The sequence below is a fragment of the Snodgrassella sp. B3882 genome, assembly GCF_026535915.1.
Classification (GTDB): domain Bacteria; phylum Pseudomonadota; class Gammaproteobacteria; order Burkholderiales; family Neisseriaceae; genus Snodgrassella.
In genome coordinates this window covers 700,813-719,619 of the sequence record NZ_JAFNPF010000001.1, presented here as the reverse complement: position 1 = coordinate 719,619, position 18,807 = coordinate 700,813, and the positions used below count along the sequence as shown (strand labels likewise).

Here is an 18,807-nt window from a genome sequence, read left to right as displayed (position 1 = left end):
ACCCAGTTCTTTGATGGCTACAGTTTTATCATTTTGCTTGAAAATGATTAGGCGATTATTTACTGACTGTTGCTTGAGCAAAGAACCAACCAGCGTACTTTGATCGCACAAGTCGTATTGTAGGTCACTTCTAATTACCCCAATTTTTGCTACAAGCTATTTTTTACTAAAGTAGCTTGTTTTTTGGGTTAATACTCAGTAAGCAAAATGACTTAAACGTAATGATCACATTTAAACTCTATCCTTTTATTCAAGAGTATTGAAATCTAATCATTCACAACAGAATGATCATCCTATAAAAAAACCAATACAGCTGTTGGTAAATCTTTAAAACATTTTACTGCCCATCAATATTCTTTATTTCCTTAATTGTGGAAATGGTTTAAATCCACCAACGAAACTCTCTTACTCTCAAAGACCCCCTTTTAAAAAAATGACCTTCACCATCAATAGTCAGTAATTTCCTTCAGTCATTATTTTTCATATTCGTTTAGCCACAAGAAAGGACAACTCATTTTAAAAGCCTCACCAATCTGTTTGGGCTTAACCCAAATAAGTGAGGCTCGTTTAGCGGTATTTAAGATCTAGTACTGACAAAAACCCTGCTCTTTAATGACTGCTGCAATATCATCCCGCTTGAAATGACTCTGTGACAATTTACTGGCTATTTGTTGGGTAAATGAATCAACATGCTTACTGCGATCGCGTAAATCGTAATAGGTTTTAACAGTTGCATCATATTCAGCAAAATGGTTTAAATCAAATACATCTTCGTAACTATTTTCAAATGATCGAAGAGTTAATGGCATACGAGGTTTTAGTTCAGGAACTTGATCTGGTTCACCAATCTGTAAGCCAACCAGCGGGAAGGTCAATTTGGGCAAATTCAGTATTTGAATTATAGGACGGACATCGTTCTGAATACTGCCCAGATAGACACTTGCGAGCCCCATACTTTCGGCTGCCATCACCACACTCTGCGCAGCGATAATGGTGTCCTCTATTCCCTGAATAAAAGCATCGGTTGAAGCTAAACCATCATCTGCTAATCCCAATTGAGCACGGATACGATGATTACGATATAAATCAACCACAAAAATAATCAAATCACCATAAGCGCCGACATATTTTTGCTGACAGATATTTCTGATACGTTCTCGTTTTTCAACATCTGTCACTCTGATCATGGAACATTGTTGTAAAAAATTTGAAGTAGGTGCTTGACGCGCCACTTCCAACAATCGCTGATATTGCTCCTGACTGAGCGTCTTATCCTTAAAATGGCGTACTGTGCGCCGCTGTAACAAGAATTGTTCGGTGGTAGTCAACTTATTCATCATTCTCTTTCAGAGTGATTAAAAAGAGTTAGTTCAATAAACTGTGTCATTTCATCAAAGCGTTTTTGAATTCCGGCAATCTGTTTTGTCTAGCAACGCTTCTTTTCGTTAATCTGCAAATCAACTGGCTAATGACAGATAATCGCCGAGCCTGTAAAACACTTAAAAATATCTAAAAATATGCCGATTTCGATCGTTAAATCATACATAAATCAGGATACAAAAACAAATACAAAGACATAAACAATATTCAACAAGCTTAATATAAGTTGCTTGTTACAGCTTATACCGTCACTTAAACACGATATCATGTATCCTTTATGCAGCTAAATGAGTAATTGATTGATAACTTAGATAAACCACAACTGAGTTTCAAATATTTCTGAATAATTGAAATCTGTCTGGCGATTGATTCAAATTCATAAGCAAAAAATTTTCAATTGAAATGTAGTATAAATTTTCTAATTCTTTGCTAGCAAATAAAACTCGAACACAATCTTATCCACGCGTAGCTCTATAAACCCATCTACTTAATTTAGATTATTTACGATGTAATGAATTATTCTGTGCTTCAGCTCACTTTGGCAATACGCAAGGCAAAATAAATCACCACACGATTAAAGGATATAAGACCGAAACACTTCATCTGATTGGGTTTATTGTGCAGTGAGTCGATCTAAAGCCTCTTCATATTTAGCCAAAGTTTTGGCAATAATTTCGGCGGGGATATGAGGTGCTGGTGGCTGTTTGTTCCATCCACTTTCCATAAGCCAATCTCGAATAAACTGTTTATCAAACGATGGCGGGTTGCTACCTACACGATAATTTTCAACTGCCCAGAAACGGCTGGAATCAGGTGTGAGAACCTCATCCATCAATGTTAAGGTACCCTCAGCATCAAGACCAAATTCAAATTTAGTATCTGCTATGATGATTCCTTTACTTAACGCATAATCCGCGGCCGCTGTATATAGTTCAATGGCTTTATTTTGTACTTGTGCGAATAAGTCTTCGCCCAATAAATGGGCACAGGTTTCATGAGTGATGTTTTCATCATGATCCCCAACTGCAGCTTTGCTTGATGGAGTAAAAATGGCCGCTGACAGTTTTTCTGCTTCTTGTAATCCAGCCGGCAAACTGATACCACAAATTGATCCGGTTTGCTGATAATCCCGCCAGCCACTGCCTGAAAGATAACCACGAACAATCGCCTCTATTTTTAACGGCTTAAGCTTTTTCACTACGACAGCTCGTTTAGCCAATTCATTAGCTTGTTGAGGGGGTAAAACATCATAAACTGTTTCGCCTGTAAATTGATTAGGCATGATATATTGCAGTTTTTTAAACCAAAAATTCGAAATTTGTGTCAGTATTTCACCTTTACCTGTTATCGGTTCAGGTAAAATTACATCAAAAGCGGATAAGCGATCCGTGGCCACCATCAGCAATCTGTTCTCGTCTATCGCATATAAATCTCGTACTTTGCCTGAATATATTTTGTTCAGCGCCAGTTTATTCATAATTCACCATTCTGTAAGTCAACAATTGCCCATTTTAGGTATCTGTGCAAATGCACATCCTTGTGCTATGGTAGTCATTAAGTAGTGAACATTGTCACAATCAGGAAACATTTTAACTGAAATCAGAGTTGTTTAGGCATGATATTCACAACCATTTCAGTTAGTTTAATGTCTGGTTGCAATTTTCATTTTTACATGTCATTGAAGGAGAATTTTATGGCTGATTTTGAATCTCAAAAAAAAGATTTAATGAAAGAAGTTCGTTCAGTGTTGGATGAAGTGGAAGAATTGTATGCAAATGCCGGTAATGATGGCAGTGAAAAGGGCAAAGAATTAAAAGCCCGCCTTCAAGACCGATTGAGCAAAACCAAATCCAAGATGAGTGACCTGGAAGAAACCTTAGTCGATAAAGCACGTGCTACTGCTGAACGTACAGATGAAATGGTACGTGAACAACCCTACTATGCGATCGGAATTGCAGCTGCAGTGGGTTTTGTTGCCGGCATCCTGATTGGTCGCGGTCGCAACTGATTGTTTCGCCATTCCATTTTTCAGGCAAATTCCGCAAGGATTGCCTGAATCTTATTTAATCATTGATGGACGAAAGCATGAGCATTGGTAACTTTCGACGTAACCTTCGTCAGTTAAAAATCTTTCTGACTTACGGAAGTGAGTTGATGTGGATTCGAGCGCGTATGCTGCGACTGGATGCAATCGACCAAATTAAAAGCATCATTTTATTGATTTCCATATTGATTTTTACAGGTGTATTTTTCTTTCTGGGCTTTATCACCTTACTATTTGGGTTGAATGTTGTATTAACCCCGCAGGCCAAAATGTGGACTTTCTTTGGACTGGCCGGTTTTTTTATGCTGATGATCCTGATTTTCCTAGTGATCATCATCAAACTCTGGCGCAAACAAAACCATTTTATGACCGCAACCCTGAATGCCATCGAAGAAGATATCAGTTTTCTGAAGCATAGCCATGAAGACAAGGAGCATGACCAATGAGTATTAAAGAAAAACTGACGCCGTCCCAACAACGGGAATTGCTTAATTTACAGGCGCAAGGTGCTCGTTTGAAATTAATAGCAGAACAGTTAAGTAAACACAAAATTCAACCCAACTCCAAACTTTGGCAAAAATCCTTAGCCTTAGCTGAAAAAATTCCGCTGGATGGTTTGGCCTTGAAAATGGCCAGCAAGCCGAAGCGTTTACGCAATAAACTTTTGGTTGGTGCTGTATTGATCACCGCGTCCCTGATCAGCCGTAAACTGACTCGCCGTTAACGACAACGACTACACACAGCTAAATGAGGATAAAATAATATTTGTGTTCAATCTTAATGAATGGATTGAGTAATTTCATTGTTTAAATTGTAAACAATCAAAAAACCTCCGCGGAGGTTTTTTTCAGACTGGCAATATCATGGAAGAGATGAGTGCCGATTGTATAGATTTATAGTACACGAAATCAGAGCCTGTACATTTCTGAAAACAAATCACCATTTAATTATGCCAACAATTAGCGCCTATTTTCAAAACAGTGAACTTTTCACAGACTAATATAAAATTGTTTTGATTATACAAACCTCTTAAGAAGATAAGAGGTTTGTTGAAGTGCAAGATTAAATTCCGCGTAGCAGCTCATTTACCCCAGTTTTAGCTCGGGTTTTGGCATCAACTTTTTTAACGATCACTGCGCAATATAAACTATGACTACCATCTTTACTCGGCAAACTACCTGAAACCACCACCGAACCAGCAGGAATTCGTCCATAGCTGATTTCACCAGTTTCACGATCATAAATTTTGGTGGATTGGCCAATGTACACGCCCATAGAAATGACACTTCCCTCTTCCACAATCACGCCCTCAACAATTTCCGAACGCGCGCCAATAAAGCAGTGATCTTCAATGATTGTTGGCGCCGCCTGTAGCGGTTCCAATACCCCACCAATGCCGACACCACCACTCAAATGAACATGTTTACCTATTTGAGCACAAGAACCAACTGTCGCCCAAGTATCAACCATGGTTCCTTCATCAACGAAGGCACCAATATTGACAAATGAAGGCATGAGCACCACATTTTTACCAATATAACTGCCGGCACGCACCACTGCACCGGGAACTGCACGAAAACCAGCTTGTTGAAAATCAGTGGTTTGCCAGCCGGCAAACTTGGTAGCAACTTTATCAAAATAGCGGTTAACACCATCATCGGTGACCACGTTATCACTTAGTCTGAACGATAACAGTACAGCTTTTTTCACCCATTCATTAACCTGCCACCCATTTCCAACTTTCTCAGCTACCCGAATGGAACCGTTATCAAGTTGGTGTAATGTTTCCTGCACTGCTTCTTTTACTTCAGCACTTACCGAAGTTGGCGTTATATCGGCACGATTTTCAAAAGAAGATTCAATTATTTGTTGTAAAGACATAGAAGTATCCTAAAGAATTAATGATTCAAAGCAAATGGTCTGCACTCAAGGGTTCGACACCCTGTTTGACCAGTATTTGTGCCGTTACCGTTTCGGAAAGAGAGCGGCAATTGAATTGTTGCAAATAAGCCATAAAATCTTCATGTGCGATTTCAGCTGCACCAAGACTGGCTAGATGTTGAGAATAGACCTGGCAATCAATCATGGGGACACCAAGTCGCTGTAAATAACGCACAGCATGCACAAAAGCGATTTTAGATGCATCAGTAGCCAGAGCAAACATTGATTCGCCATAAAATATTTGCCCCAACAAAACACCGTATAGACCGCCAGCCAGATAAACCTGCCCGTCTTCATCCAAATACCAACATTCAAATGAACACGCATTTGCCTGCCGATGCAGCTGACGATAAGCATCCTGCATTTCCGGTAACAGCCAAGTACCATTTTGTCCTGCTCGAAACGTAGCCGCACAAGCAGCGATCACCCGATCAAAAGCATAATTAACCGTTACTGCATAACATTTATTCCGCAGGCTTTTGGCCAAAGAGCGGCTCACCTTCAACTGGGATGGAATCAACACCATGCGTTGGGGAAATGACCACCACATAATAGGCTTATCTTCATCGTACCAAGGAAAAATTCCCTGCCGGTATGCAGACAGCAAACGTTGCGGTGTTAAATCACCACCTATAGCGACCAACCCATCCCGCTCGTTATGTGCCTCGATCACATTCGGAAAATCCAGACAGCAACTATCCAGATCAATATCCGCCCATTGAATTTGCATACCGTGCCTTAGTTTATTAAGCCAAAGTTAAGCGCGCTCAGTACCCTGACATTCACCACATACGCCGTACATGTACAAAGCATGATCTACAATGCGATAACCATTGTCATCCGCAATCTTCTTTTGCAGTTTTTCAATTTCATCACTACAAAATTCAGTCACCTTACCGCATTTGATACACACCAGATGATCATGATGATCGCCACGGTTTAATTCATAAACGGCTTTACCACTTTCGAAATGATGACGTAATAAAATATTGGCTTGTTCAAACTGAGTCAACACTCGGTAGATAGTGGCAACGCCGATTTCCACCCCTTCATCGAGCAAAAGACGATAAACATCCTCCGCACTCATGTGCTGCTCTGGTCGAGCTTCAAACAATTCCAGAATTTTTAAACGTGGTCCAGTTACCTTCAGACCGTTATCTTTTAATTGAGCGATATTATTATTCATGATGCCTAAATTTACCACTTGATGATAATACTCGTTATAATACGCAATTTTAAAGCAATTGCCCACCACACTATTCTACTTATATACTGCTATACTGCCATTAAGCTTGCAGTTTGTTTACCCTATCCTTGAGGTATGCGTATGAAAAAGATTTTCTGCCTATTGGCAGTGGCTGTTGTTGGTTTGAGTGCCTGCTCAACCGCCAAACTCGCTCAGATCCCTTCCTATAAACTGGAAATTGTTCAGGGTAATGAACTGGATCAAACTATTCTAAATACCCTTCAGCCGGGAATGAGTCGTGAACAGGTTCAAATGCGACTGGGAACGCCATTATTACGCGATCCATTTCATGCCAATCGTTGGGACTATATATTTGTCGTTTCCCGCGCTAATCACATAAAAGAAGAAAAAAAATTAACCCTTTATTTTGATAATGAGGGTAAACTGGTTCATGCAGAAGGAGATGCACTACCTGTAGCACAACCTGTTATTACAGATGCAACCAGCTCAAGGGAGAAATAAACAATGAATACCTCATCTCGTCTGAAAATAGCCGTCGCTGGTGCCAACGGTCGCATGGGGCGGGCATTAATCCAAAGTATTTGCCAAAGACCAGATTGTATTCTTAGCGGCGCCATAGAGCGCGTAGGATCACCGGCAATCGGACAAGATGCAGGCTTTGCCCTTGGCATGGATTTGGGCGTGAGCATTAGCGATAGTCCGGAAAAAGTCTTAGACAACACAGATGTACTGATTGACTTTAGTCGCCCCGAAGCAACCCTAAATAATTTAGCCATCTGTGAGCGCCTTGGGGTTAAAGATGTCATCGGTACAACGGGTTTTGATGAGGCGGGTAAACAGCGCATTGCTGCCGCAGCCAAACAAATCCCCATCGTATTTGCCCCAAATTTCAGCGTTGGCGTTAACCTGACTTTTGCCTTATTGGATACAGCTGCACGCGTTTTGAATGAAAATTACGACATTGAAATCGTCGAAGCACACCATCGTCATAAAGTTGATGCACCATCCGGTACCGCCCTGCGCATGGGTGAAGTCATTGCTCAAGCTTTAGGACGAGATCTGAAAAAATGTGCCGTTTATGGCCGTGAAGGGCATACTGGCGCCAGAGATCCGCAAACTATTGGTTTCTCCACCATTCGTGCTGGCGATATCGTTGGCGATCATACCGCCTTATTTGCCACTGATGGTGAACGTGTTGAAATCAGTCATAAAGCTTCCAGTCGTGCCACCTTCGCCAATGGTGCGGTACGCGCTGCTGTTTGGCTAAAACAACATGATCGCGGTCTGTATGACATGCAAGACGTACTTAATCTTAAATAAATTCAATCTATACAATGAAGGCTAGCATACAGCTAGCCTTCATTTTATCCATTTAATCCTTGCTGTTTTGTCCAAAACTTGCCAAACCATAAGCAAGTAAAACTGGACTAATACAATCAACCATATCAGAACTAATTAGGCAGCCATCGCATCGCATTTTTCTGCACATTCATTGCAAGCCTTAGCGCAATGCTGACAATGATCCATATCGTATTTTCCACATTCTTGAGCACAGGCACGACAAATTTGGGCACATAACTTACATACGTCCATCACAAATGGACTATCCAGAGACATAAAATTCACAGCCAGGGTACAGATTTCTGCACATTGCATATCCAAATGAATGCATTTTGCCATCATTTTGACATCATCTTCACGCAAACAAGCCACTGAACAATAACGACATAAAGCAATACAGCGATTACAGGCTTCAATACATTCTTTAAATTGCATGGCATTCATGGTTTATCTCCTCATAATAAATTTAATACTCTGATCTGAAAGCATATTTCCAGAATTAGTCTATAAAACCAACGTGCTCATTGCAATCAAAGGGTATGTAAATTAATAATTTAATGAAATTTTTAACCAAAATAACTAAACTGTAAGACTACGGCAAAGCAATTGATCACCATTGCTTTGTCGCCACTAAATCCAACCATATTCGGCTCAACCAACAAAAGCGATTAAGCCAAGGTTAACCAACCATAGATTCAGCGTTGCAAGCATTACAACCGTCAATGCAAAAAAATAGAGGCAAATAGCCTCTATTTTTCATCTGTTCTAGCAACCGGAAAAGTTCAAACCCGAAAGCCGATCCTCATCACCCAACTAGTTCATACCTTGCGACCAAACCACTCAATTTTACCAATTACCTCTATGTCATTACCGTGATCGCTATTTAAATCAATCGTAAAGGGTTCATAAGCGGGATTCGCTGAAGTAATCAATAATTTATTATTGGGTAAAAGCTGAGTACGTTTAATGATCAGATTATTACCCATGCGTAAAACATACAAACCATCACCTCCAGCTTGTTTGGCAAGATTAATCAAGACAAGATCGCCATCATTCAAAACTCCGGCCATACTGTCATCTTTGACAATCAACGTACTTAAACTGGTGGGCTCCACATTCAAATTATTTTCCAGCCAATTGCGGTTAAATGCCAGATTACACGTTAACTTTTCTTCAACTGCATATTGATAATCTTGTCTTGATTCAAGCGAAAACATCGGAATAAACGCATAGTCATGCACATTGATCGAAGTTAGTCTGGCAGCATAAGCCGGCAAAGTTTCATTGAGTCCGGCGACAGCCTGAGGTAAATCAGGATGAAGCTCAATCGTAGTCAAATCATCGTGCAGAATAGTTTTGGGTCCCTTACCCGTTGCCAGCCATAACAAATTTACCTTAGCAACTTCCGCAATCTTAATGAGATTTGTTGTACTAGGTTCCGCCCCTTCTTTAACCCACTTGGAAGCTGTTGGATAAGCCACCTCTACCCTGCGAGACAATTCCGAAATACTACCAAGAATTTTTACTACTTCCTGCATTCTTGCTGCAAAGCCGACATTGAAGTCTTCCATATCTTGTAAACCTTAAAATTCAAACTGCACCACAGCATCAGTTAAATAAAATAATATTAACAATCAATAAATTAATTTTTATGTTTCATAAAACTGACAAAATTTAAACTTTAATTTAAAAATATCTTGCTAAATTTAACTTTTGGTATATAATTCAACCTATCAAAAACTCAAAGTAAGAGTAAAAAAATAAGTTATTTACAATTTAGACATTAAATTTATAAAATTAAGCCATAATTGGCTTAAAAGTTAGGATTTAAAATTTGTCAATCTTAAGTTATAACTGTGATGATTAAGAGCATCACAGCATAAACAAGCAGTCAAAACTAGCCATTTCCTCCTCATCTGGAAACAATGACAGATTCTTAAACAATCAAATCATCTGCAACTCTCCAAATTAAACTATAGCACAAATAATTGCAATGAATAATATCGCAGCATAGCATATTAATTAAAACTTAACGAGAAAATAAATAGATATAAAATCAATGACTAACGTTCAAACGAACCTGATCAACTTCACCACGGCTAATGTCTAATACAAACAAATAATTCACTGCAAATCAAAATATTAATCCAACATGATAAAAGCAAGTTAAGTTACAGTCATCAAAACAAATTTTTCTCTGTTTTCATGACTGTCAACACTGCATCAAAATGAATAAAATATTTATCTGGAATAATAGATTAAATAAAATCACCCAATAATTATGCCATAATAATTTTCATACCGCAGCTTTGGCAGACAGTCATTAGATTAGCTATCCACGTTGCCAAACGCCAGAATTTCCACCCTCTTTATGCAGCAATGCCACATTACAGATCATCATGCTACGGTCAACCGCTTTCAACATATCATAAATAGTCAACAACCCCACGCTAACTGCAGTCAAAGCTTCCATTTCCACACCAGTTTGTCCTCGTGTCTCGGTTTGCGCAGTGAGCGTAATACAACGCTGATTATCATCCGTGGTAAAAGAAATATTCACATGAGTCAGCGCCAACAAATGGCATAATGGTATCAGAGTGCTGGTTTGCTTCGCAGCCTGAATAGCCGCAATACGCGCCACTTCCAGAACATCGCCCTTTTTATTATGACCATGCAATACCTTATTATAAGCAATCTCATTTAGCATAATTTGCCCACTGGCTACAGCTACTCTTTTCGTGTACTGCTTATCACCCACATCAACCATATGCGCTTCACCTTGCGCGTTGAAATGTGTTAGTTCTTCTGAATTCATCATTCGTCACTGACAGGCTAAAACTGCTATATTACAATATAAACTCCCTTTTAGCTGCTCAGACCCCGGCAATGAATAAAAATGAAATATTGAAAATCGGCTTAGTATCCATCAGCGACCGTGCTGCAACTGGCATCTACCCTGATCAAGGCTTACCCGAATTAAAAAAATGGCTGCAACAGGCAGTCATCAATCCTTTAGAAATGATCGAACATCTCATACCGGACGAACAACCGCTTATCGAAAGCACATTGATTCGATTAGCTGATGAAGATCGCTGTCCGTTGATTTTAACCACAGGTGGTACTGGTCCGTATCTACGAGATGTCACTCCTGAAGCGACCTTAGCTGTTGCAGACCGAGTCATACCAGGTTTTGGAGAACTGATGCGACAAATCAGCTTACATTTCACTCCAACAGCGATCTTGTCACGTCAGGTGGGCGTATTACGTGGCAACAGCCTGATTTTAAATCTGCCCGGTAAACCCTCTGCTATTGCAGAAACCCTTGGTGGCGTTAAAAACAGTAACGGCGAAACCCTGATACCGGGCATTTTTGCCTCCGTTCCCATTGCCGTAGATGCTGTTGGGGGTCCACTCATTCAAACAGATGCCCATTTTTGTCCGGTTGTCAGTCCCAAACGCTAAACCAGTCATCTGATCATTTCGACTGTGAAGCAAGATCGGGTTGAGCATTGTTCATTGATCAAAATCATATTGACCGATCACATCACCTTTCGACTAACAAAAAAACAGCCTGTATTTCTACAGGCTGTTTCTACAACAAACAGTGATTACACGTATTTATCCACTTCTTCCAAAGTCGCTTTAGCATCACCAAAGCACATCTTCGTATTTTCATTATAGAACAATGGATTGTCCACACCAGCATAGCCAGACTTCATAGATCGTTTGAACACAATCACATTTTGTGCTTCCCAAACATGTAACACTGGCATACCGGCTATTGGGCTACCCGGATCCGTTACCGCAGCAGGATTAACCGTATCATTGGCGCCAATAACCAACACCACATCCGTTTCCGGAAAGTCATCATTGATTTCATCCATTTCCAGCACAATATCATAAGGCACCTTAGCCTCTGCCAGTAACACATTCATGTGACCTGGCAAACGTCCAGCGACCGGATGAATACCAAAACGCACATTGACACCTTGTGCGCGTAGCTTATTGGTCAAACTGGCAACCGCATTTTGCGCATGTGCTACGGCCATACCATATCCAGGGGTAATAATCACAGAGCTGGCATTTTTCAGCATATCTGCCACAGCTTCCGGCTTAATCTCCTGTATTTCACCAGCTGGCGCTTCGTCGCTGCTGCTGGCAACCGGATCAGAACCAAAACCGCCACCAATAACCGATAAAAATTTCCGATTCATTGCCTGACACATAATGTAAGACAGGATCGCACCAGAAGAACCAACCAGCGCACCGGTCACAATGAGCAAATCATTATTTAGCATAAAACCAGCGGCAGCAGCAGCCCAGCCTGAATAAGAGTTCAGCATAGAGATCACCACCGGCATATCCGCGCCACCAATAGAGGCAACCAAATGATAGCCAAATGCCAGCGCAATAATTGTCATCACCACCAACGCAAAAGTAGAACCACCGACACCAACAAACCAGAACAACAACAATAAAGACACCACCAACGCGCCTAAATTCAACAGATGCCGATTAGGCAACACCAACGGTTTACTGGCTATCTTGCCATTAAGTTTACCCCATGCCACCAGAGAACCAGTGAATGTGACCGCCCCGATAAACACCCCTAAAAACACTTCAACCAGATGGATCGTGTGCATATCATAAGCAACATCAATCGGGTAAATATAACTATTAAAGCCAACCAATACCGCAGCCAGTCCGACAAAACTGTGTAACATAGCAATCAGTTCTGGCATTTGGGTCATTTCCACCTTTTTGGCTTGATACAAACCAACAGCACCACCAATGATCATTGCCAAAATCACCCAGCCCAGACCATGTGCGTCCTGACTAAAGACCGTTGCCAGCAACGCAATCGTCATACCGGCAATACCAAGATAACAACCTCGTTTGGCACTTTCCTGATGAGAAAGACCTGCCAAACTCAAAATAAACATTATCGCAGCAACAATATATGCCGCTGTCACAATACCATGAGACATTACGCTTCTCCCTTACTTACGAAACATATTGAGCATGCGGCGGGTAACAGCGAAACCACCGAAAATATTGACACTTACTATAGCGACCGCAATAAATGCCAAAAATGAGACGAAACCATGCCCCTGCCCGATTTGCAATAACGCCCCCACAATAATGATGCCAGAAATCGCATTAGTCACAGACATCAACGGCGTATGTAACGAATGACTGACATTCCACACCACAAAATAACCAACCACACAAGATAAAACAAACACCATAAAATGATTGAGGAAAGCCACTGGAGCCACTGCGCCTACCCAGATCATTAATATCACCGCAACAGCCGCCCAGATCAATTTCGTATAAGGAGAAGAAGGTTTAGCAGCCGCAGCCGGTTCAGGAGCTGGTGCAACCTGCGCTTTAGATTGTGGCGCAGCGGAAACCTGAATCGGTGGCGGTGGATACATCAAATTACCATCATGAGTCACCGTCATATTACGAATAATCACATCTTCAAAATTCAGCTGCAGTTCCCCATCTTTATTCGGCGTTAGTAACTTGGCCAGATTAACCAAATTAGTACCGTATAACTGCGAAGACTGACCAGCCAAACGATTGGCCATATCCGTATAGCCAATGACCTTCACACCATTAGGCGTAGTAATGATTTTTCCTGCTTCCGTGTATTCACAGTTACCACCAGTAGCCGCCGCCAGATCCACCACTACCGAACCTTCCCGCATACTGTCAACCATCTCCTTAGTGATCAACTTCGGAGCCGGTTTTCCCGGAATAGCAGCCGTAGTAATAATAATATCGACTTGCTTAGCCTGATCGGCAAACAACTTCATTTCTGCTTCAATATAAGCGGGGCTCATCGTTTTAGCATATCCATCCCCACTACCACTCTCTTCTTCCTGATAGTCCAGATGTAAGAATTTACCGCCCATAGATTCAATTTGATCAGCTACCTCTGGCCGCGTATCAAACGCGTTCACAATGGCGCCCAACTGACGCGCAGTACCGATGGCAGCTAAACCAGCCACACCAGCACCTATAATCAATACTTCAGCCGGTGGGACTTTGCCTGCAGCGGTGATTTGACCAGTAAAAAAGCGACCAAAATTTTCAGCCGCTTCAATTACCGCACGATAACCACTAATATTTGCCATAGATGACAAAGCATCCATTGCCTGTGCCCGAGAAATACGTGGCACCATATCCATCGCCATTACCGTAATATTTTTTTCCTGCAACGCCTGGATCAATTCAGGATGCTGAGCCGGCATAATAAAACTCACCAGAATTGTCCCCGGTTGGATAACGGCGATTTCTTCCATATTCGGTGCATTGACTTTAAACAGAACCGGACACGCCCATACAGCTTTTGCATCAGTAACCGTTGCGCCAGCCTCACTATACAGTCCGTCAGACAAGCTAGCTGCTTTCCCGGCATCATGCTCTACAACCACTTCATGACCTAATTTAATCAGTTGAGCAACGGTTTTTGGAGTTGCCGCTACTCTGGTCTCACCAGCTAGAGATTCGCGTGGAATACCTATTTTCATTTAATTTCCTTTCCCAAGGACATGCACTTAAACTAATATCTGATCAAAATGTTAGCGTATTCTTGTATTACTTTTTAACTTTAGACAATCCGATGCAGCAATCATTTCATTGCTATCAAATCCGATCATTTGCGCCAGCATCTTGCAGATTCCATTCAGGCAAAGCAGGTAAAAAGCCTTAAATCAAACCAAGTATAACCTTGTTTTATCAAATAAATGTTGCATTTCCAACTCGGTACACATCATAACAACGACTTGCATCCGATCCAAAACATTTTGCATTTAATTTGTATACTATTTAAAACTCTTTAACAGTACTGTAACAGACTATAAGGAATGTTTGTTGATTTATCAATTCATGTTTGAAATAAATCACCAAATTATTTTAAATTTAACAATTTAATCAAATAGACGGCGAAGAATGCTAAATCCATTTATTTGTTACGATATTATTATGTAAGAATTTCTCTTCAAATACTGAAATTTAAGCTAACAATTCACACCTCAAGTGAGAATTGATTTATTATTCAAATGATTTTTTTAAATAAAAAAAGTACCAAATTTTCGTCATCACTGCTGCTTTTTTTAATCAGTATCTTTAAGAAATTTTAAACAAAATTCAGCATAATTAATCAGGTATCAGCCAGTTGCTCTACTGCATATCCAGAAATTGCCAGCGCGCATTCATCAATTTGAATATCCAAACTTAATCATAGTATGCATCATTTAGCCAAAGAATAGCTTATTATTAAGCTTAAAAGTTATCGTAAATATGATAAAAAAATTTTTTAACCAGCGGATAGTCATCAGATAAATACTTCAAATTCTTTCGCATATTTCGTCGGCGTAAACTCGATCAGCTCGTATTGTGCAATTTGATGAACATAAAACGGATCTTCTTGCATTATTGTTAATGCTTGTTCACGACATTCACCACGACAAAGGATGATACCTCCACAACGGGGTACTTTGCGACCAGAAGCAATAAAATGTCCTGTTTGATAATGATGTTCTAAATAATCCAAATGCTGCGGTAAGTATTTTTCTACTTCCTCAATGGGCTTAAGGTAGGTAAGAGAAAAAATAAACATATTAATTCCTAATTTTATTAATCTGCAAAAAATAAATCTCGACAAAGTGGAATATATAGATCTAAAAATTAACGATTTATATTTTACCGCAGCGTGATTGAGTAAATTTAAGACTTTTGGATGAACTCTATTTTATAGCCGTCTGGATCTTCTACAAAAGCAATCACCGTAGTGCCATGCTGCATCGGCCCAGCTTCACGAATGACCTTTTGTCCTTTGGCTCGCACGGCATCACAGGCAGCATAGGCATCATCTACTTCAATAGCTATGTGCCCATATGCATTGCCCATATCATACTCATGTGTATCCCAGTTATAGGTCAGCTCCAATACAGTGTGATCAGCTTCTTCTCCATAGCCGACAAAAGCTAGGGTAAAACGACCACCAGGAAAATCTTCTTGCCGCAGTAATTTCATCCCTAACACATCCTGATAAAACGCCAATGATTTTTCCAAATCAGTGACACGCAACATAGTATGTAACATTCTCATGGTGTATTCCTTTATCTTTTATTTATATTAAGGATATCATACAACCAAAGTTGAACGATTACTTGATTTTCCTCACCTACTATATCAATAAAAATTCATTTCAAAAGTTTTAACCGTGCAGAAGATGAAACTATTATGCAGACTGCTGCTGATTGTAATGACGATATATTGACTAAATCGATTCAACAAGAGTTAATTTTAACCAACACAGCCTATGTGGTTACATCAACTACCTTTCCCTCTCATAGATATCAATGGTAGCCATACAGACAAAAACAACTTCACGTTTAATACTGCTTTGAGCATAGTTGAAAATTGACCAAATTTCATTGCTCAAACTGGCGATATTTCAACATTCCTTTTTTCGACTTCTTCAAAACTTTTATGGCAACTAAATCTTTTTAAATATATTCAATATTTTTAATAGTCACATGATATCCTACAGGGAGCGTAATTTATTTTGTTCCATATAGTTATTTTTCCCAATGCACCATATCGTAAGGGTAGTATGGTTGGTTTTTTAGGAGGGTATCGTCTAAGCCAAGTATTTTGACCAATGCACCGCTTTCAAAGCACCAATAGCCTATATGTATATTCCATTTGCTTTTATGTCCATCATGCCAACCCAAATCAGAATGTCCTCTATACCACTCTTTTTGCAGGTATTTTTTTAATCTCTCTACCGCTGCGGTTTTATCTGTTTGAGCCAATGAAATAATGTCTTGAGTTGCTTTATAAGGTCTGGGGAATTTAAACTTTGGTGTTTGTTTGCTCCATTGGGTACAGTTTTGTAAAAGAAAATCAACCAGATAATCATTGAGATGATCCCTTTCAACCAAAGATTTTAATTTTTCCAATATATCTGGTTCTGCCTCCAGCATTATACCGATTGATAATATCCAAACCATGGATATATAGCCGGATATTGCTTTCCAACCTTTTTCCATATAAGAAACCGTTATTTTATATTCTTCTATAATGGATGATATGGGTTGACCCATTGAGTAATTCGTTATTAACGTTTGACATTGATAATTGAAAATACGTTTGTATGTCGATTTTATAATTTCATTATTTGGTTTGGGATATTTTTGGATCCCTTTTTTTTCATCTTCTGCTAAACTTTTTATTTCTAACAAATCTTCCTGAATAAATTTACTATTTTTTTCGATAATTTCTTGATATCCTTCCAGGGAGTTTAATTTATCTCTTAGTTCCATATTGTTGTCTCTCTCCAATGCACCATATCGTAAGGGTAATATGGTTGGTTTTTTAGGGGGGGTGTCGTCTAAGCCGAGTATTTTGACCAATGCACCGCTTTCAAAGCTCCAATAGCCTGTATGGATATTCCATTTGCTTTTATGTCCATTATACCAACCCAAATCAGAATGTCCTCTATACCACTCTTTTTGCAGGTATTTTTTTAATCTTTCTACCGCTGCGGTTTTATCTGTTTGAGCCAATGAAATAATGTCTTGAGTTGCTTTATAAGGTCTTGGAAATTCAAATTTTGTAGTTTGTTTTCCCCATTGGGTACAGTTTTGTAAAAGGAAGTCAACCAGATAATCATTGAGATGATCCCTTTCAACCAATGATTTTAATTTTTCCAATATATCTGGTTTTGCTTCCAGCATAATACCGATAGATAACATCCAAACCATGGATATATAGCCGGATATTGCTTTCCAACCTTTTTCCATATAAGAAACCGTTATTTTATATTCTTCTATAATGAATGATATGGGTTGCCTCATTGAGTAATTCGTTACTAACGTTTGACATTGATAATTGAAAATACTTTCGTATGTCGCTTTTATAATTTCATTATTTGGTTTGGGATATTTTTGTATTCCTTCCTTTTCATCTTGTTTTAAATTTTCAATTTTTTCAAAACGTTTTTTAATGAATTGTATATTTAAATCTATAATTTCTTGATACCCTTCCAGGGAGTTTAATTTATCTCTTAGTTCCATTATGGTATTTTTCCCAATGCACCATATCGTAAGGGTAATATGGTTGGTTTTTTAGGAGGGTATCGTCTAAGCCGAGTATTTTGACCAATGCACCGCTTTCAAAGCTCCAATAGCCACTGTGGATATTATGTTTACTTTTATGCGATTCGCTCCAACCCATTTTTTTATAATCTTTAAACCATTGTTTTGATAGGTATTGATTTAAGGCTTGTATTCCTTTTTCTTTATTAGTTATGGCTATATCTATAATTGTAGAATAACTTTTGTATTCATTTGCCTTCATTTCTACTGAGGTGGTTCTTCCGCCCAGTTTATAATTTATCATAAAGTCTAGTAGCTTATCCGGTTCGTGAACGATATCTCTTACTGTGACCAATTTTTTAAAGTCTTCATCATTAATGTTCAGTAATATTGCTAGGCTAAAAGTGAAAAGTAAAATATCATATTGGTCTGTGCTGTAATAAGGAATGGGATTTTCTCCATAAAGGAAATCTTTTGCTGATTTAGCTTCCCCCGTTAAGATAAAAAAGTTCAAATAATCTTGATAAAGATCACTCACTTCTTGTTTTCCCAAGCCTATTGAATATTCTGCTTTGATCAGGTCAATATAATAATTAATGATACTATCTTTTGTCGATTTTATAATTTCATTATTTGGTTTGGGATATTTTTGTATTCCTTCCTTTTCATCTTGTTTTAAATTTTCAATTTTTTCAAAACGTTCTTTAATGAACTGTATATTTAAATCTATAATTTCTTGATACCCTTCCAGGGAGTTTAATTTATCTCTTAGTTTCATA

General features: G+C 39.2%; 20 protein-coding genes. 6 read left to right on the top strand and 14 right to left on the bottom strand.

The window, feature by feature from the left end:
* Positions 1 to 584: 584 nt before the first annotated feature.
* Both J3U68_RS03085 and J3U68_RS03080 read right to left on the bottom strand, forming a co-directional pair.
* Entirely contained in the window at positions 585 to 1,337 is a 753-nt protein-coding gene (locus J3U68_RS03085) for an NADPH-dependent oxidoreductase (protein WP_267374504.1), read from the bottom strand.
* 656 nt (positions 1,338 to 1,993) lie between these two features.
* Complete coding sequence (locus J3U68_RS03080; RefSeq protein ID WP_267374501.1) at positions 1,994 to 2,857, bottom strand: phosphoribosylaminoimidazolesuccinocarboxamide synthase; 864 nt, start codon at positions 2,855 to 2,857, stop codon at positions 1,994 to 1,996.
* Positions 2,858 to 3,073: 216 nt separating this feature from the next.
* Here J3U68_RS03080 and J3U68_RS03075 point away from each other — a divergent pair, with 216 nt between their 5' ends.
* The 3 genes from J3U68_RS03075 to J3U68_RS03065 all read left to right on the top strand — a co-directional run bounded on the left by J3U68_RS03075 (position 3,074) and on the right by J3U68_RS03065 (position 4,148).
* Complete coding sequence (locus J3U68_RS03075; RefSeq protein ID WP_267374499.1) at positions 3,074 to 3,388, top strand: DUF883 family protein; 315 nt, start codon at positions 3,074 to 3,076, stop codon at positions 3,386 to 3,388.
* A 77-nt stretch (positions 3,389 to 3,465) separates the two neighbouring features.
* Entirely contained in the window at positions 3,466 to 3,870 is a 405-nt protein-coding gene (locus tag J3U68_RS03070; RefSeq protein WP_267374496.1) for a phage holin family protein, read from the top strand.
* Positions 3,867 to 4,148: a hypothetical protein gene (locus J3U68_RS03065; protein ID WP_267374494.1), complete on the top strand. Its 282-nt coding sequence runs from the start codon at positions 3,867 to 3,869 to the stop codon at positions 4,146 to 4,148. Before J3U68_RS03070 ends, J3U68_RS03065 begins: the two co-directional genes overlap by 4 nt.
* A gap of 338 nt (positions 4,149 to 4,486) precedes the next feature.
* Here J3U68_RS03065 and dapD read toward each other — a convergent pair whose 3' ends face one another.
* Genes dapD through fur form a run of 3 tightly spaced genes read right to left on the bottom strand, consistent with a single transcriptional unit; the run spans position 4,487 to position 6,617 of the window.
* On the bottom strand, positions 4,487 to 5,305 hold the full coding sequence (gene dapD, locus J3U68_RS03060) for a 2,3,4,5-tetrahydropyridine-2,6-dicarboxylate N-succinyltransferase (protein WP_267374492.1): 819 nt from the start codon (positions 5,303 to 5,305) through the stop codon (positions 4,487 to 4,489).
* 25 nt (positions 5,306 to 5,330) lie between these two features.
* A complete protein-coding gene (gene aat, locus J3U68_RS03055; protein ID WP_267374490.1) occupies positions 5,331 to 6,095 on the bottom strand; it encodes a leucyl/phenylalanyl-tRNA--protein transferase in 765 nt (254 codons plus the stop codon).
* Positions 6,096 to 6,122: 27 nt separating this feature from the next.
* On the bottom strand, positions 6,123 to 6,617 hold the full coding sequence (gene fur, locus J3U68_RS03050; RefSeq protein ID WP_323811421.1) for a ferric iron uptake transcriptional regulator: 495 nt from the start codon (positions 6,615 to 6,617) through the stop codon (positions 6,123 to 6,125).
* Positions 6,618 to 6,692: 75 nt separating this feature from the next.
* Between fur and J3U68_RS03045 the strand changes: the two genes are divergently transcribed.
* Both J3U68_RS03045 and dapB read left to right on the top strand, forming a co-directional pair.
* The gene (locus J3U68_RS03045; protein ID WP_267374485.1) at positions 6,693 to 7,073 is read left to right on the top strand and encodes an outer membrane protein assembly factor BamE; all 381 of its coding nucleotides are present in this window, start codon (positions 6,693 to 6,695) and stop codon (positions 7,071 to 7,073) included.
* Positions 7,074 to 7,076: 3 nt separating this feature from the next.
* Positions 7,077 to 7,892, top strand: coding sequence for a 4-hydroxy-tetrahydrodipicolinate reductase (gene dapB, locus J3U68_RS03040; protein WP_267374484.1), 816 nt, complete (start codon positions 7,077 to 7,079; stop codon positions 7,890 to 7,892).
* A gap of 135 nt (positions 7,893 to 8,027) precedes the next feature.
* Here dapB and J3U68_RS03035 read toward each other — a convergent pair whose 3' ends face one another.
* The 3 genes from J3U68_RS03035 to moaC all read right to left on the bottom strand — a co-directional run bounded on the left by J3U68_RS03035 (position 8,028) and on the right by moaC (position 10,728).
* Positions 8,028 to 8,357: a four-helix bundle copper-binding protein gene (locus tag J3U68_RS03035; RefSeq protein ID WP_267374482.1), complete on the bottom strand. Its 330-nt coding sequence runs from the start codon at positions 8,355 to 8,357 to the stop codon at positions 8,028 to 8,030.
* A gap of 374 nt (positions 8,358 to 8,731) precedes the next feature.
* Entirely contained in the window at positions 8,732 to 9,484 is a 753-nt protein-coding gene (locus J3U68_RS03030; protein ID WP_267374479.1) for an XRE family transcriptional regulator, read from the bottom strand.
* Positions 9,485 to 10,245: 761 nt separating this feature from the next.
* On the bottom strand, positions 10,246 to 10,728 hold the full coding sequence (gene moaC, locus J3U68_RS03025; protein ID WP_267374477.1) for a cyclic pyranopterin monophosphate synthase MoaC: 483 nt from the start codon (positions 10,726 to 10,728) through the stop codon (positions 10,246 to 10,248).
* Between the two features lie 71 nt (positions 10,729 to 10,799).
* On the opposite strand from moaC, the gene mog reads away from it, so the two are divergent.
* On the top strand, positions 10,800 to 11,375 hold the full coding sequence (gene mog, locus J3U68_RS03020; protein WP_267374475.1) for a molybdopterin adenylyltransferase: 576 nt from the start codon (positions 10,800 to 10,802) through the stop codon (positions 11,373 to 11,375).
* 146 nt (positions 11,376 to 11,521) lie between these two features.
* On the opposite strand, the gene pntB is transcribed toward mog, so the two are convergent.
* The 6 genes from pntB to J3U68_RS02990 all read right to left on the bottom strand — a co-directional run bounded on the left by pntB (position 11,522) and on the right by J3U68_RS02990 (position 18,806).
* On the bottom strand, positions 11,522 to 12,901 hold the full coding sequence (gene pntB / locus J3U68_RS03015) for a Re/Si-specific NAD(P)(+) transhydrogenase subunit beta (RefSeq protein ID WP_267374473.1): 1,380 nt from the start codon (positions 12,899 to 12,901) through the stop codon (positions 11,522 to 11,524).
* Between the two features lie 12 nt (positions 12,902 to 12,913).
* Positions 12,914 to 14,452 (bottom strand): Re/Si-specific NAD(P)(+) transhydrogenase subunit alpha, encoded by a 1,539-nt coding sequence (locus J3U68_RS03010; protein WP_267374471.1) that lies wholly within the window; start codon positions 14,450 to 14,452, stop codon positions 12,914 to 12,916.
* 806 nt (positions 14,453 to 15,258) lie between these two features.
* Positions 15,259 to 15,543, bottom strand: coding sequence for a YciI family protein (locus J3U68_RS03005; protein WP_267374469.1), 285 nt, complete (start codon positions 15,541 to 15,543; stop codon positions 15,259 to 15,261).
* A 107-nt stretch (positions 15,544 to 15,650) separates the two neighbouring features.
* Complete coding sequence (gloA, locus tag J3U68_RS03000; RefSeq protein ID WP_267374466.1) at positions 15,651 to 16,034, bottom strand: lactoylglutathione lyase; 384 nt, start codon at positions 16,032 to 16,034, stop codon at positions 15,651 to 15,653.
* A 473-nt stretch (positions 16,035 to 16,507) separates the two neighbouring features.
* The gene (locus tag J3U68_RS02995; RefSeq protein WP_267374464.1) at positions 16,508 to 18,007 is read right to left on the bottom strand and encodes a PoNe immunity protein domain-containing protein; all 1,500 of its coding nucleotides are present in this window, start codon (positions 18,005 to 18,007) and stop codon (positions 16,508 to 16,510) included.
* Positions 17,991 to 18,806, bottom strand: a complete 816-nt coding sequence (locus tag J3U68_RS02990) for a PoNi-like cognate immunity protein (RefSeq protein WP_267374462.1) — start codon at positions 18,804 to 18,806, stop codon at positions 17,991 to 17,993. Before J3U68_RS02990 ends, J3U68_RS02995 begins: the two co-directional genes overlap by 17 nt.
* Position 18,807: the final 1 nt, after the last annotated feature.